The sequence below is a fragment of the Rothia sp. HMSC069C03 genome (assembly GCF_001811075.1).
Lineage (GTDB): Bacteria > Actinomycetota > Actinomycetes > Actinomycetales > Micrococcaceae > Rothia > Rothia mucilaginosa.
Map to the genome: position 1 here is coordinate 19561 of NZ_KZ627135.1, position 14063 is coordinate 33623.

The 14063-nt window shown below is 61.6% G+C and carries 13 protein-coding genes, 1 tRNA gene and 1 riboswitch; of the genes, 6 read left to right on the forward strand and 8 right to left on the reverse strand.

Going from position 1 to position 14063, the window contains the following annotated elements; genetic code table 11:
• Positions 1-293: 293 nt before the first annotated feature.
• The 6 genes from HMPREF2779_RS02250 to HMPREF2779_RS02275 form a co-directional block, all read right to left on the reverse strand.
• Positions 294-1349, reverse strand: coding sequence for a ThiF family adenylyltransferase (locus HMPREF2779_RS02250; RefSeq protein WP_105360716.1), 1056 nt, complete (start codon positions 1347-1349; stop codon positions 294-296).
• The gene (locus HMPREF2779_RS02255; RefSeq protein WP_005509016.1) at positions 1340-2110 is read right to left on the reverse strand and encodes a thiazole synthase; all 771 of its coding nucleotides are present in this window, start codon (positions 2108-2110) and stop codon (positions 1340-1342) included. The genes HMPREF2779_RS02250 and HMPREF2779_RS02255 overlap by 10 nt, the downstream gene beginning before the upstream one ends.
• 156 nt (positions 2111-2266) lie before the next feature.
• Positions 2267-2464: a sulfur carrier protein ThiS gene (thiS, locus tag HMPREF2779_RS02260; RefSeq protein WP_105360717.1), complete on the reverse strand. Its 198-nt coding sequence runs from the start codon at positions 2462-2464 to the stop codon at positions 2267-2269.
• A 48-nt stretch (positions 2465-2512) separates the two neighbouring features.
• On the reverse strand, positions 2513-3595 hold the full coding sequence (gene thiO / locus HMPREF2779_RS02265) for a glycine oxidase ThiO (protein ID WP_105360718.1): 1083 nt from the start codon (positions 3593-3595) through the stop codon (positions 2513-2515).
• 2 nt (positions 3596-3597) lie between these two features.
• Positions 3598-4218 carry a thiamine phosphate synthase gene (locus HMPREF2779_RS02270; RefSeq protein ID WP_070684628.1) on the reverse strand — a complete coding sequence of 207 codons (621 nt, stop codon included), beginning with the start codon at positions 4216-4218 and terminating at the stop codon, positions 3598-3600.
• Between the two features lie 686 nt (positions 4219-4904).
• Positions 4905-4978: transfer RNA gene (locus HMPREF2779_RS02275), tRNA-Gly, on the reverse strand.
• Positions 4979-5123: 145 nt separating this feature from the next.
• Between HMPREF2779_RS02275 and dcd the strand changes: the two genes are divergently transcribed.
• Together dcd and HMPREF2779_RS02285 are read left to right on the forward strand one after the other, a co-directional pair.
• Positions 5124-5723: a dCTP deaminase gene (gene dcd / locus HMPREF2779_RS02280; protein WP_005509013.1), complete on the forward strand. Its 600-nt coding sequence runs from the start codon at positions 5124-5126 to the stop codon at positions 5721-5723.
• Between the two features lie 132 nt (positions 5724-5855).
• Positions 5856-7157: a septin family protein gene (locus HMPREF2779_RS02285; protein ID WP_105360719.1), complete on the forward strand. Its 1302-nt coding sequence runs from the start codon at positions 5856-5858 to the stop codon at positions 7155-7157.
• Positions 7158-7381: 224 nt separating this feature from the next.
• Here HMPREF2779_RS02285 and HMPREF2779_RS02290 read toward each other — a convergent pair whose 3' ends face one another.
• The gene (locus HMPREF2779_RS02290; protein ID WP_105360720.1) at positions 7382-8806 is read right to left on the reverse strand and encodes an MFS transporter; all 1425 of its coding nucleotides are present in this window, start codon (positions 8804-8806) and stop codon (positions 7382-7384) included.
• A 160-nt stretch (positions 8807-8966) separates the two neighbouring features.
• Positions 8967-9200, reverse strand: a complete 234-nt coding sequence (locus tag HMPREF2779_RS02295) for a DUF4235 domain-containing protein (RefSeq protein ID WP_070684634.1) — start codon at positions 9198-9200, stop codon at positions 8967-8969.
• A 267-nt stretch (positions 9201-9467) separates the two neighbouring features.
• A riboswitch (TPP riboswitch) is annotated at positions 9468-9568 on the forward strand.
• Between the two features lie 58 nt (positions 9569-9626).
• On the opposite strand from HMPREF2779_RS02295, the gene HMPREF2779_RS02300 reads away from it, so the two are divergent.
• The 4 genes from HMPREF2779_RS02300 to HMPREF2779_RS02315 all read left to right on the forward strand — a co-directional run bounded on the left by HMPREF2779_RS02300 (position 9627) and on the right by HMPREF2779_RS02315 (position 14004).
• Positions 9627-10259 carry an ECF transporter S component gene (locus HMPREF2779_RS02300; RefSeq protein ID WP_105360721.1) on the forward strand — a complete coding sequence of 211 codons (633 nt, stop codon included), beginning with the start codon at positions 9627-9629 and terminating at the stop codon, positions 10257-10259.
• 63 nt (positions 10260-10322) lie between these two features.
• The gene (locus HMPREF2779_RS02305; protein ID WP_105360722.1) at positions 10323-11927 is read left to right on the forward strand and encodes an ABC transporter ATP-binding protein; all 1605 of its coding nucleotides are present in this window, start codon (positions 10323-10325) and stop codon (positions 11925-11927) included.
• Complete coding sequence (locus HMPREF2779_RS02310) at positions 11924-12721, forward strand: energy-coupling factor transporter transmembrane component T family protein (protein WP_105360723.1); 798 nt, start codon at positions 11924-11926, stop codon at positions 12719-12721. The genes HMPREF2779_RS02305 and HMPREF2779_RS02310 overlap by 4 nt, the downstream gene beginning before the upstream one ends.
• A 380-nt stretch (positions 12722-13101) precedes the next feature.
• Positions 13102-14004 carry an aminotransferase class IV gene (locus HMPREF2779_RS02315; RefSeq protein WP_105360724.1) on the forward strand — a complete coding sequence of 301 codons (903 nt, stop codon included), beginning with the start codon at positions 13102-13104 and terminating at the stop codon, positions 14002-14004.
• Positions 14005-14063: the final 59 nt, after the last annotated feature.

The following is a 14063-nucleotide window of genomic DNA, read 5'->3' on the forward strand; positions in this document are numbered from 1 at the left end:
GCTTCGCTTCGGGCACCCTGATGTCACTACGGGCGATACCGCTTTCCTTAGGGTTAGGCGCGCTATGCCCTTCCTCCGCTCCTGCAGGGGCACCCGTCCTCGCTTCGCTTCGGGCACCCTGATGTCGCTTCCGGAAGGGATAGCTACGCCTCGGGGTTGCCGCGGGTCATGGCACTTGGCACGCTATACCCTTCCTCCGCTCCTACAGGGGACCCGTCCTCGCAGAGCTCGGACACCCTGATGTCGCTTCCGGAAGGGATAGCTACGCATGGGTAGCGATGCCTCGTACACGCTTAGATAGCCGTGAGGCGCACCCCGTACTCGCCCGCCAGCTCCGCGTACGCCTGTACAAAGCGCTGCGCTCGCGCACCCGAAGCACAGAAAACACCCACACGCTGATCGCGCACCGACTCAAACAGGCTCAGCAGCTCCGCGGGCACGTCGGTTGCCGGCAACAACGACCCCTCCGCGTCACTCAGCTGCGACAACGGCACATGCATCGCACCCTCATGCTTCACCGACTCCTCACGCTCGTGCCCCTCACGCACATCCAGCAGAACCTGCGGAACCTCATGCGCCGACAAATCCACCGGCACCACACGCGCCGGATCCGGCACCGCCCCAAACGACGTACACGTGCCCGACAAGGCATCATACGTCAGCAGAGTACCCGCCGCCGTCGGCAAACCACTCACGAACTTGAGCACCTCCGTCGCCATCAGCGAACCAACCACAGCCGTCGTCGCGCCCAACACTCCGGCAAGCGCACACGACTCCACCGTCTGCGGAATCGTCGGAAAAATATCACGCAAATGCGCGCCATCCGGCTCAAAAAGACTCACCGACCCGCCAAAACGCAAAACCGTGCCCCACACCAGCGGCAAACCCGCAACCTGCGCAGCATCCGCAATCAGATACTTCGACGCAAACGTATCCGTACAATCCACCACACAATCCGGTGCCGACGCGGCGAAAAGATCCAAAATCCAGGACGCATCCACATGCCGAATTGTTGTCTCAACCGTCAACGACGGGCACAGCTCCAAGGCACGGCGCGCCGCAACCTCCGCCTTCGGCTCACCCACATCAGACACACCAAAAAGCGGCTGACGCTGAATATTCGTCAGCTCCACCGAATCAGAATCCACAATATGCAGATACCCCACACCAGCCGCCGCCAATGCCTGCACCACCGGACAACCCAAACCACCAGCACCAATCACCAACACGCGGGCAGCCGCCACCGCATCCTGATTAAAGCCAGGCAGGCGACGCTGACGGTCCGTGCGCTCGCGATCCAGGCGCGCATGCTCAGGATTCACCGGGGTAGGGGAAAGGTTTACATCCACGAGACAAAACCCTCCGACGGCGACGACGCCTTCGCGTGCTCACGCACCGGAATACGGCCAGCCTCACGCGCCAACGCGCCCGCCTGCACCGCAAACTTCATCGCCTGAGCCATCGCCACCGGATCCTCAGCACGATTCACCGCCGACGCCAACAACACCGCATCACAACCCAGCTCCATCGCCAGCGCCGCGTCGGAGGCGGTACCCACGCCGGCATCCAGAACCACCGGAACCTGCGCGCGAGAAGCAATCAGCTCAATATTGTGCGGGTTCAAAATGCCCAGGCCGGTACCAATCGGCGCGCCCAACGGCATAACCGCCGCAACGCCCGCATCCTCCAGGCGAGCGGCAGCCACCGGGTCGTCAGAGGTGTACGCGAGCACCGTGAAATCCTCAGCGACCAGCTGCTCGCAAGCGTTCAACAGCTCCACGGTGTCCGGCAGCAGGGTATCTTCGTCATGGATAATCTCGACCTTCACCCAGGAAGTGCCCAGCGCCTCGCGGGCGAGCATCGCGGTCATCACCGCATCAGCTGCGGTGCGGCACCCTGCGGTATTGGGCAGCGGCGCAATATTGAGCTTCTGCAGAAGCGGAAAAATGGGGGTGCCTGCGGCGTGACGGCGCATAGCAACGGTCGTCATTTCGGTGCCGGAGGCGATGAGCGCCTGTTCGAGCAGGTCCATGCTGGTTGCGCCTCCGGAACCCATGATGAGGCGGGATGTGAAGGTGCGGTCGCCGATGGTGAGCGGTGTGAGGCTCATGGTGTTCTCCTCTGTGGGAACGTCTAGATAACGGGGTTTGCTGGTTGGTGTGGGGCTCTACGGTGCGCCCGGTTTAGGGAACAAAAACCGAGAATATCTGTTCTTTTTGCCGGTGGGTGTGAGCCGGCGGGAATCTCCCCGGTACAGGCTGGAAGATTAGCCGCCCTGAACGGCGGTGAGGGCATCCACCCTATCGCCCTCGTTCAGCGGCACATCCATCCACGTGGAACGCGGCACGATACTGCGGTTGAGCGCCACAGCCACGCCATTTTCGGTACCGAACTGGTCCATGACAAGGTCAAATACGGTGGGGGCGTTGGTGGTTAGCGGCTCGCCGTTGTAGGTGATGATCATGCGAAATCCTTTCGTGAGGGTGCCGGGTGCATCCGGCGGGGACTGTGTTTAGTGGGTGAATCGTGCAGGGTCGCACGCCTGCATGATGGGCGGAATCTCAGCCCCGCAGGCGACCTTCGCGCCGACCTTGCCGGCGAGCGCGGCAAGCAGAATGCCGTGGCGGAAGTAGCCCGTGGACACGAGCTGACGGGTGCCGTCAGTACGGGTGCGGTGCCCAAAGATGGGCAGGTCGTCCGGGGTGCCGGGGCGGGCGCCGACGTTTGCCTCCAGAAGCTCGCACTCTTCAATGGCAGGCACCAGGCGGATCGCGTCACGTAGCAGCTGGTGTACGCCGTCAATGGCGGGCAGCGTGCGGTGGTCTTCGCGGCTGGTTGCGCCGATGCACAGTTCCCCGTCCGGGCGGGGGATGAGGTAGACGGGGCGGGAGTTCACATAGCCGCGCACCACATGCTTGAGGATGGGCCGCGGGGCGCGCAGACGCAGAATGTCCCCGTAGACGGGGCGTAGTGGGTAGTCCTCGTGCAGTGTTGCCCCTAGTCCAGTGCAGATAATGTCGCCTGCATCCGGGTCGGTGACCCGTTCGGTGCTGAAGGTGACGCCGCGGCGGGTGAGGGCGTCTTTGAGGGCGCGCCTCATGAGCCGCGGGTGCAGCTGATGGTCGCTGGGGATGCTCACGGCGCCGGCGATACGCGGCGCCAGGAGTGGTTCGAGGGTGCGCGCCTGCGTGGGGGTGACGGGGTCTGCGGGGCGGTTCATGTCCCGGTAGTAGGCGCGGGTGCGTTGCAGGTGCTCGGCGTCGGCACGGTCGGCTGCGATGATGAGCGTGCCGGTGGTGTCGTAGCCGGTGGGCAGGTCGGTGGCGCGGCTGAGCCTCTCCATAAGGGAGGGGTAGGCGTCGGCGCTGGCAGTCATGAGAGGGAAGAGCGCGTCCTGCTGGAATTGCACTTCTGCGATGGGCGCGAGCATACCGCCGGCGTAGTGGCTGGCAGCGGGATAGAGTGCCGTGCCGTCGTCGGCGGTGCCGTAGTCGCTGGTTTCGGCGTCGATGAGGTGCACGTTCTCGCCGCGTTCGGTGAGCTCAAACGCGGTGGTGAGGCCAATGATTCCGCCGCCAATGATGGTGATGGTCATGGCTATGCCTGCAGCGCGGGGTTGTCGACGAAGGCGCGGACCATGGCGATTCCGGCAACTCCGGTGGTGCGGATGGCGGGGCAGTCTTCGGGGGTGATGTCGCCGATAGCTACGGTGGGCACGGCAGACAGTTCGGCAAGTTCGCGGAGCCCATCAAGGCCGAGGGGCGGGCGGTTGGACTGCTTGGTGGGGCTGGGGCGGAACGGCCCGGTGCCAATGTAGTCGATCAGGTGTGCGATCTTGTTGGACTCTTCGACGAGCTGCCGGGTGCCGGTGGTCAGGCCGATGATCGCGTCGGCGCCGAGGAGGGCTCGGGCGTCGGCTACGGGCAGGTCGTCTTGACCGATGTGCACGCCGTCAACGCGCACGCCGCGGGCGCGCAGCGCGAGGGCGACGTCTACACGGTCGTCGATGAGGAGGGTCTGGTGCGGCTGGATGATGCCGGCGATAGCTTCGGTGAGCTGGTAGAGCTCGCGCGCGCTGATGGGTTTGGACCTGACTTGGATGCAGGTGGCGTGTTTGGCTGCCCGGACGGTTTCGAGGGGGTTGTCGCCTGTGACGAGGTAGAGGTTCAGGTCGAGGGGGCGTGCGGGGGTGGTGTAGGGGTGCGTTTCGCGGGTCATTCGGGTCTACGATTCGTCGTCGAGTAGATGTTTTTTTGAGAAATTCTCTCATCGAATTTCTGTGGTTAGGTTAGCACAACTGTGTGGTGAGTTGAACATCCTTCAAGCGTTTTGAGGTGCCTTGCGGGGTGCGTTCCTCGCTCGTGTAGGGGAGCCTGTCGGGTTCGATGGCTCGCTTTTGATGTGTGCGCTTGGCTCGCTATACACTTTCTTCGCTCCTACAGGGGCACCCGCCCTCGCTTCAGCTCGGGCACCCTGATGTCGCTTCAGGAAGGTATAGCTGTGCTGCGCGCTCGCATGGGGCTACAGCATGCTCTTTCTCGATGAGCCCTCGGGAAGGCGCCCTGACCTCCCATACGGAGTCACCGCAATGCCCTGAACCCAACATTCATTCCCGGCGAGCTGTCTGCGGTACCTAACCCCAGTATTCCCCTCCCCGCCTCCGCGCATACTCTTCCCAAGCCGAGGGCCCGCGGCTCTCACCCTTGCCGCGCAGCCACGTTCCCTACCTCGTACACAGGGAAGGGGAGAGAGAAGTAGGGGAGAGGCCGGTATGTTCCGTCGCGACATCAGGGTGTCCGACGCGAAGCGAGGACGGGTTCCCTGCAGGAGCAAGGAACATACCGCCTCGACCTGCTCAACCTAACTCAAAATAAAAAGCCTCCTACCGTAGGGCAGAAGGCTTGTGGAGCGGCTGACGGGAATCGAACCCGCGTATCAGGCTTGGGAAGCGTGCGCTCTACCATTGAGCTACAGCCGCATCTTTTTCAGTGTATCGCGCTTGCTTGTCGGGGGTGAAATGTGTTGCGTCTGTTTGTGTGCGGGGTCGAAATGTGATGTAGGCCTGTGTGCTGGGGCTGGTGGATGCCTGCACGTGGGTGGTGTTTGCCAGGTATCCTTTAAGCGTGCTTATTTCAGATCGCGATATTCGTCAAGAGATTGCTGATGGGCGCATCGTTCTTGATCCGTTCGATGAGTCGATGATTCAGCCTGCAAGTGTGGACGTGAGGATTGATCGTTTCTTCCGTCTGTTTGATAACCATAAGTACCCGCATATTGATCCTGCTCAGCCGCAGGAGGATTTGACGCGCCTGGTGGAGGTGGCTCCTGATGAGCCGTTTATTCTGCATCCGGGCGAGTTTGTGTTGGGTTCTACGTATGAGAAGGTGACTCTGCCTGATGATGTGGCTGCCCGTTTGGAGGGTAAGTCGTCGTTGGGTCGTTTGGGTCTTCTGACTCACTCTACGGCTGGTTTTATTGATCCTGGTTTTTCGGGGCATGTGACGCTTGAGTTGTCGAATATGGCGACTTTGCCGATTATGTTGTGGCCGGGTTCTAAGGTTGGTCAGTTGTGTTTCTTCCGGTTGAGTAGCCCGACTGAGCATCCGTATGGTTCTGGTGCGTATGGTAACCGTTACCAGGGTCAGCGTGGCCCGACTGCTTCGCGTAGTTATTTGAATTTTCATCAGACGATGATTCCTGCGGATGGTTCTGTGGAGTCTTAGTCTTTCCCGCTTTGGGGTGCGGGCGTGCAGGCTGTGTGTTTGTGCGCCCGCGTTGGGCGGTTTTTTCGCCTGTTGTGCTCGTGCGTTCACTCGCGTGCGGGTTTTTATCTCTCACTCTCTAAGGATTTTTTGATGAATCTGAAGCCTGTTGTTCTGCGTGTTGCTGGTGCGGAAGTTTCTTTGTATCTGATTGATATGTCGGACTCTTTTGTGGAGCGTTTTAAGAAGGCGTGGGAGCCTCTTGCTCCGGAGTTTTTTGATACTCCTGATGAGGCGTATGCTTCGTTGTCTCGTTTTGATCAGGTGATGCTGGTTCATGCGCCGACTGATGAGTCGGTGATGGATTTGGCGAATCCGTTGATGGGTTCGTTTGATAAGGTTTCGACGCTGCGTGTGGCTGATGATGATTCGGGTATGCAGGATCTGACGAGCCGTATTACGTTGGCGATGATTGAGCAGCTGGTTGGTCGCGGTGTGATGCTGCATGCGGCTGTTATTGGTGACCCTGAGTCGAAGCGCGCTGTTGCGCTGGTGGGTGTTTCTGGTAGCGGTAAGACGACTGCGTCGCGTTTCTTGGGTTCGAAGTTTGCGTACCTGACTGATGAGACTGCGATTATTTCGGATGAGGGTGTTGTGTCGCCGTATCCGAAGCCGTTGTCTGTGATTGTTGACCCGAATGCGCCGAAGGATCAGCAGAACCCGGTGGATTTGGGTCTGAACGTGGTTGATCGTGATGACCTCAGCTATAAGCTGTCGCGTATTGTGTTCATTTCTCGTGATGAGTCGGCTTCTGAGCCGTATTTTGAGCGTGTTCCGCTGCATGAGGCTCTGGTGTTCTTGAGTGAGCAGAGCTCGGGTCTGGCGCGTCACCCTGAGGGTGTTGTGTCGCTGGCTAAGCTGGTGGAGCGTTGCGGTGGCGTGTGGCGCCTGGTGTACTCGGAGGTTGAGGATACTTTGCCGCTGGTTCAGGATCTGCTGAATGGTGGTGAGCTACCGAATGCTGATGAGGTTGAGAAGCTAGAGAAGTACACGGTTAAGGATCACCTGCCGGGTGTGTTCTTGAACGGTACGATTGCGGTGTCTCGTATGCCGGGTACTTCGGGTGTGCGTGTGGGCGAGGACGGCCCGTTCTTGCTGCTGTGCGACACTGAGCTGAATGAGCTGTCTGATTTTGCGGCTGAGTGCTGGCTGCAGGCTGAGGGCGACATTTCGTATGATGACCTGTTTGCGCGTTTGGCTGAGATCTTTGAGGGTCTGCCTGCGGAGGCGTATGACGAGAACTTGAGCGCTCTGGCGGCTGGTTCGATGCTGTGGGTTCGTGCGATTGATGATGCGACCTGGGCTCAGATAACTAGCGATGAGGTTCTGGATGAGGAGGAGCAGCAGATTGCGCTGGATTCCTCTGAGGATGAGGACGACGTGGTGGAGGACTAGCCACCAGGTCTCTCTGACGTGGCTTACTGACACGGCTCTCTGGCGCGGCTTACTGAGCTCTGTTTGGTAGGCGCTGCTCGATAGGCACTGCTTAAGCACAAGGGAGGGGCGGGTAGAAGAATGATCTTCTACCCGCCCCTCCCTTTGCGTCTGCGGGGATGCGTTTGTGGGGTGCGGGGTGTTTAGCCCTGCACGGCCTTACTGCGTGACCTTACTATGCGACCTTAACGGGCAGCCTTGTCACGGCGCTTCTGCTCGCGGCGAGCCGCACGCATACGCAGCGGACCGGGCGCCTTCACCGGCAACAGCAGGAGCAGACCCGCCACCACAACGATCAGAATACCGAGCACACCCCAAATCTGCGCGCCCATGATGCTCACGCACAGACCGAACAGCATCGGCGCCAGGAAGCTGGTCGCACGACCGGTGGTCGAGTACAGGCCGAACAGCTCACCCTCAGTACCGGGATCAGCCAGGCGAGCCAGGAAGGTGCGGGACGCCGACTGTGCCGGGCCCACGAACAGGCACAGCAGCAGGGCGCATACCCAGAACACGCCCGGTTCAGGGAAAAACATCAGCGGGGTAGCTGCCAAGATAATGGCGACCAGTGAGATAACAATAATCGCCTTCGGGCCCAGGTAGTCATCCAGGTAGCCGCCCAGGATCGCGCCAGCCGCCGCGACAGCGCTACCGGCAATACCGAACAGAATCACCTCGGAAGTGCTGAAACCGAACGTACCCGCCGCGAGAATACCGCCGAACGTAAAAATACCGGACAGGCCATCACGGAACAACGCCGAAGCAATCAGGAACCACAGGGTCTGCGGGGACGTCATCTTCAGCCGCTTAATGGTGCGCCACAGCGCCTTGTAGGAGGCGAGCAGACCGCCCTGACGAGCCGGGGAGAGGCGCTCCATACCGAGCTCCAGGAAACGCAGCTCGCGGGTGGGCAGCACCTCCGGTAGGAAGCGCTCGCGGGTGCGCATACGCACCAGTAGCGGCACGCAGAAGAAGAGGCACCAGGCGGCGGCGAACAGTGCGACCGCACGGATATTCAGGGCGTTATCGGTGGTCAGGCCGAGCACTTCGGGGGTAAGCACAAAACCCCACAGCACCACAGCCAGCGCCAGGATGCCGCCAATGTACCCGGCAGCCCATCCGGCGCCCGAAATCTTACCGATATTCTCCGGGTGGGAGATACGCGGCAGCACGGCGTTGTAGTTCACGTACGCGAACTCGCTGAACACGCTCGCCGCAGAAATCAGGGCGACACCCAGCCACAAGTACTGCGGGGTGGGGCCCACGAAGAAGCACGCCGCCATCGAACCGACCAGCAGTATGGTGTTCACGCCGAGCCAGAAGATACCGCGGCCGGACTTATCGTTACGCTGACCGGTGACCGGCGCCAGAATCGCAATGAGGAAACCGGCGATGGTCAGACCCAAAGACAGCGCCGAAGAGGTCTCTTCGGGGGAGCCGAAGTAGCTACTGGTCAGGTACACGGTGAAGATGAAGGTCGTCATAATCGAGTCGAAGCTCGACGAACCAACATCCCACATGACCCAGGACGCGACCGAACGGCGGCTGTTCGCGTGGTCAACGACCCTACGCTGAGCCTTCGCCTTACGGCGGGGAGAAGAAATAGTCATAGTTGTGCTTTCAGGTGCCGAGGTGGCGCTTCAGCGTAGCGGCGGCATGAAACCGGCTGAAGTAGAGCGGGCGTGCTGAAGAAGGAACACCAGGCGGTACGTACCGAGCGAAGATACGTACCGCCTAGTTCATGAACTTTCACGCGGAAAGCGCAAAGTCTTAGTTGAAGAAACGACGCTGCAGGCGAGCAACACCGAAGCTCACCACAGCACCCACGACGGAGGTCAGAACGGTCCAGAGGATGACCTGACGCAGGGTATCTTCAGACTCGTGGGAAATGGCGGGAGGCTGGTTACCGGTAGCCTTGGTCCAGGCTGCGCCCAGGCCCTTACCAACCAGGGCTACAGCGCCCATGTTGATACCCGCAATAGCAAGCTTAGCGACGGGGTTCATATGTATCTCCTTAGCTGTATACGATGCGGCGTCCTGCCCGTGAACCCCTTCGGGGTTGGGGTGAGAAAAGAGCGCCACTCCCTAGCGTATAGGGTTTAAGACGTTCGTGCCGCCTTGGAGCCTCTCCGTCCCAAAATTGTACACCGTGCAATTCTGTAATGTGGGCAGAAGAAGGGAACAAAAAGCGGCAAATTGGCGCGAACAGCCAGACACGCCTACAATCGAACCTGGGCTTCCACCCGCACCACAACGGTACGGACAAGGAACCCCAAACGACAGGGGAGCGCCACCGAGGCGCTGAGAGTGCTAAGCAGACCCTCGAACCTGATCCGGTTAGTACCGGCGTAGGGAGTCGAATTTCTTCTCAATGCCCTCGTCCAATCAGAGGGCGAGGACATTCCCCTTCCAACGAAGGAAGGACCACCAATGTCACAGAACGCAACCCCCGCCTCCCAGGCATCTACCCAGGCAGAAACGAAGAAGCCGAACCTGCGCTGGCGAGTCAACGAAATCGTCATCGCCGCAGTCATCGCAGTAGCCTGCGCCGTCATCTTCTGGATCTGGGACATCGCAGTCGGCCCCGCCGCCAAGACCGCACTCGTAGCAGCACCCGAATTCCGCCCCATCGTCGCCGGCGCATGGCTGCTCGGCGGTACCCTCGGCGGCCTGCTCATCCGCAAGCCCGGTGCCGCACTCTTCGGCGAAATCGTCGCAGCATTCATCTCCGTACTCTTCACCGGCGGTGCGTGGAGCGGCGAAATCCTGATTGCAGGTTTCTTCCAGGGCATCGGCGCTGAAATCGCCTTCGCAATCTTCCGCTACCGCCGCTGGAACGCAACCGTCGCCATCTTCGCCGGTGCGCTCAGCGGCCTGTTCATGGGCGTTAACGAAATCTTCATCTACTACCCCGATATGGAACCGGTCAAGGCAATCATCTACGTAGCGTGCGCCGTCATCTCCGGCGCAGTCATCGCAGGCTTCCTCGCGTGGATTCTCGTGCAGAACCTCGCCAAGACCGGTGTGCTCTCCTCGCTGGCATCCGGCAAGACCCGCCGCTAACCACCAGCAACTAGTCACCACTCGGCACACTACAGCAGCCACACAAAAGGCTAAGGAACCATCATGGAAGCAACACCACGCGGGGCGCGCATCGAGCTCAACAACTTCAGCTGGCACCACCCCGGACGCCCAGAACCCGTCATCAGCGGACTCAACCTCACCATCAACCCCGGTGAAAAAGTTCTGCTACTGGGCACCTCCGGCGCCGGCAAATCGACGCTCCTGCACGCCATCGCCGGTGTGCTCCACGATGACGACGGCGAATCCGCCGGCGGCACCATCACCATCAACGGGCAAGCACCCGCCGAAGCACGCGGCACCGCAGGCATGATGCAGCAGGACCCCGAATCCTCCATCGTCATGGCAACCGTCGGCAACGACGTAGCGTTCGGCCCCGAAAACCTGCGCGTACCCCGCGAAGAAATCTGGGGCCGCGTCACCGAAGCCCTCACCGCCGTAGGGCTCAACCCCCTGCCCCTCGACCACCCCAGCAGCGCGCTGTCCGGCGGTCAGAAGCAGCGCCTCGGCCTGGCGGGCATCCTCTCGATGCACCCCGGCGCCATGATCCTCGACGAACCCACCGCCAACCTTGACCCCTCCGGCGTGCGGGAAGTACGCGACAGCATCCTTACCGCCGCGCAAGCCACCGGCGCGACCCTGCTCGTCGTAGAACACCGCGTGAGCATCTGGGCGCCGCACATGGACCGCATTATCGTGCTCGGCGAAGGCGGCACCATCACCCACGACGGCGCACCCGACACCGTACTCACCGAAGCCCGCCAAGAACTCATCGACGCGGGCGTGTGGGTACCCAACTACGTGCCGCGTGCGCCGCAGAACGACTGCAATAGCGAGCACGGCGAAGCGCTACTGCGCGCCGAAAACCTCAGCATCACCCGCGCACAACCCACCCCCAAACAACGACGCGCACGCCGACACACCATCAAACGCCTCGGCGACACCCCCGCACCCGCACCCACCGATTTGCCTGTCCTGCGCAGCGGCATCAACCTCACCCTGCACGCGGGTGAACACCTCAGCGTACTCGGCCCCAACGGCGCCGGCAAATCAACTCTAGCCCTCACCCTCGCAGGGCTCCTCACCGCACCCAACGGCACCCTCACCGCCACCGACGCGCTCCGTAATTACGACGGTAACCACGGCGGCAACCACGCCCACTGGGACATCCCCACCTGGACCCCCGCCCAAATGCTCAGCCGCATCGGCTACGTCTTCCAAGAACCCGAATACCAATTCATCCGCGGAACCGTACGCGAAGAACTCGAACTCGGCCCCCGCCGACTCGCCGCACTCAACCGCGCTCCCCTCAACGAAGACAACCTCGCAGCCCGCACCAACGAACTCGCAACCCACCTACGCCTCACCCACCTACTCGACGCGAACCCCTTTACCCTCTCCGGCGGTGAAAAACGCAGACTCTCGGTCGCCTCTGCACTCGCCACCGCACCCAAAATCCTCATCCTCGACGAACCCACCTTCGGCCAAGACGCACGAACCTGGGCAGAACTCGTCGACCTCATCCGCGAACTACTCGCAGGCGGCACCGCCATCATCTCCATCACCCACGACGAAGACTACACCGCCGCACTCGGCGGCAACCACATCACCCTCGAAGCCACCGCAACCCCCGGAAAGGAGAACGCATGAACACCGACTTCTTCGGCACCATCGACCGAACCAGCTACTTCAGCAACCTCAACGCCGGCGTAAAACTCATCGTCTCCTTCACCCTCATCATCGCCGCCCTCATCGTGCGCGACCCCCTCACCTCCGGAATCCTCTTCGCCCTCGAACTGCTCGGATTCATCCTCGTCGGATTCCGACCCGTCAACGTCCTCGCCCGCTTCTGGCCCATCCTCATCGCCGTCATCACCACCGGCTGGTCCGTCGCCATGCTCAGCGCCAAAAGCGGCACCACCATCCTCGACCTCGGCTTCAACAGCATCACCACCGACTCCGCCGCCGTCGGCGCAGCCATGATGATCCGCTCCCTCGCCATGGTCCTACCCACCCTCGCATTCGTACTCACCACCGACCCGACCGACCTGGGCGATTCCCTCGCACAAACCTTCAAACTACCCTCCCGATTTGTGCTCGCCACCGTCGCCGCCCTGCGCCTCGTCGGCATTCTCTTCGCCGAATGGAACGCCCTCGGCCAGGCACGACGCGCCCGCGGACTCGGTGCAGGCCAATCCCTCATTGGACGCGCACAAACTTTTGGCGGTCAGAGCTTCGCCCTGCTCGTGCAGGCTATTCGCCGCGGCTCCCGCCTCGCCATCACCATGGAGGCGCGCGGCTTCGGCGCAGGCGAACGCACCTGGGCTCGTGTGCCGTCCTATTCGCCCCGTGATGTGCACGTGAGCATTGCTGCCGCCGTCATTATCGCTGTTGCGTACGGTGCATCTATTGCGGCGGGTACGATCCAGTTCCTCTGGGGCTAGTTTGCTCTGCTCTGGACGTGGTTAGGGAGGCGCCCGCACCCTTCCTTCGCTCCTACAGGGGCACCCGCCCTCGCAGAGCTCGGGCACCCTGATGTCGCTTCAGGAAGGTACGGCACCTCCTGTCCTTGACCATAGACAGCACAAAGGGACGGCATTCGCCCTCGTTCCTACAGGAAGGCGGGGTGCCGCATGTTTCCTCCGCGCCTACGCAGGGGCACCCGTCACCCGGACGCTCCGCCCCTCCTTGCTTCGCTGCGGAGAGCGTCCGGGGCTGACACCCTGAGGGCGCTTCCGGAAAATGCGGCTACACCCGCTACTACTGAACAGGAAGGTACACGCACCTCCTGCCTACGGTTCGGCTGCGAACGTACAATAAAACTATGTCTAGTACCGTAATTCTTCTGAACGAGCAGAACCCGCAGGGCATCTTCGTCGACCCGTCCGTGCCCCTCATCAGCGTTGATGATCAGGGCTTCACCCGCGGCGACGGCGTCTTTGAGACCATGCTGTCCGTCAACCGTCGCGTGCGTAAGCTCGGCATGCACCTGTCCCGCCTCGAGTCGTCGGCGCGCATGCTGGATTTGCCCGACCCGGAACCCGAGATTCTGCGTTCGGCGGTGGAGCGCCTCATGCGTGAGGCGACCGCCGGTGCCGAGACTGCGCTGGGCGAAGAGCACATCGTGAAAATCATTATTTCGCGCGGCCCCACCCAGTCCGTGACCTCCATGCAGCCGGGCCCGTACACGCTGATTATGGCGTCGCCGGTGCCCGCCTCCATCGTGAAGCGTCGCACCGAGGGCGTGAAGGCGATGCTGCTGCCGCGCGGCCACGAGCCGATGGATAATAGCGCCTACCCGTGGCTGCTGGCGGGCGCGAAGACCCTCTCCTACGCGGTGAACATGGCGGTTCTGCGGTACGTGCAGGAGCGCGGCGCGGACGACGCTATCTTCATCACCGATGAGCGTCGCGTGCTGGAGGGTGCTACTTCTTCAGTGCTGGTTGCCAAGATTGAGGACGGCAAGAAGGTGCTGTACACGCCCGAGCCGAGCCACGGCATCCTTCCCGGTACCACGCAGGGTGCGGTGTTCGAGGCGGCACGCCAGGCCGGTTGGGAGCTGGGCTTCGGTCCGCTCTACCCGCAGGATTTGTTTGAGTCGGACGGCGTGTGGCTGGCCTCGTCGGTGCGTCTGATTGCGCCGGTGACTCACCTGAACGGCACGGCGCTGGCGCATGACCCGGAGCTGACCGCCACGCTGTTGAACTACCTGGCGCAGCAGAGCTAAACGCATCAGAAAAGGGACTGCCGCATATTTCCTCCGCGCCTACGCAGGGGCACCCGTCA

Excerpts from the sequence above, each read along its gene's own strand:
- thiO (WP_105360718.1), bottom strand. The coding sequence starts at position 3,595 with ATGACCATCACCATCATTGGCGGCGGAATCATTGGCCTCACCACCGCG.
- HMPREF2779_RS02255 (WP_005509016.1), bottom strand. The coding sequence starts at position 2,110 with ATGAGCCTCACACCGCTCACCATCGGCGACCGCACCTTCACATCCCGC.
- HMPREF2779_RS02270 (WP_070684628.1), bottom strand. The coding sequence starts at position 4,218 with ATGACCCGCGAAACGCACCCCTACACCACCCCCGCACGCCCCCTCGAC.
- HMPREF2779_RS02305 (WP_105360722.1), top strand. The coding sequence starts at position 10,323 with ATGGAAGCAACACCACGCGGGGCGCGCATCGAGCTCAACAACTTCAGC.
- HMPREF2779_RS02310 (WP_105360723.1), top strand. The coding sequence starts at position 11,924 with ATGAACACCGACTTCTTCGGCACCATCGACCGAACCAGCTACTTCAGC.
- HMPREF2779_RS02315 (WP_105360724.1), top strand. The coding sequence starts at position 13,102 with ATGTCTAGTACCGTAATTCTTCTGAACGAGCAGAACCCGCAGGGCATC.
- HMPREF2779_RS02300 (WP_105360721.1), top strand. The coding sequence starts at position 9,627 with ATGTCACAGAACGCAACCCCCGCCTCCCAGGCATCTACCCAGGCAGAA.
- HMPREF2779_RS02285 (WP_105360719.1), top strand. The coding sequence starts at position 5,856 with ATGAATCTGAAGCCTGTTGTTCTGCGTGTTGCTGGTGCGGAAGTTTCT.
- HMPREF2779_RS02295 (WP_070684634.1), bottom strand. The coding sequence starts at position 9,200 with ATGAACCCCGTCGCTAAGCTTGCTATTGCGGGTATCAACATGGGCGCT.
- thiS (WP_105360717.1), bottom strand. The coding sequence starts at position 2,464 with ATGATCATCACCTACAACGGCGAGCCGCTAACCACCAACGCCCCCACC.
- HMPREF2779_RS02290 (WP_105360720.1), bottom strand. The coding sequence starts at position 8,806 with ATGACTATTTCTTCTCCCCGCCGTAAGGCGAAGGCTCAGCGTAGGGTC.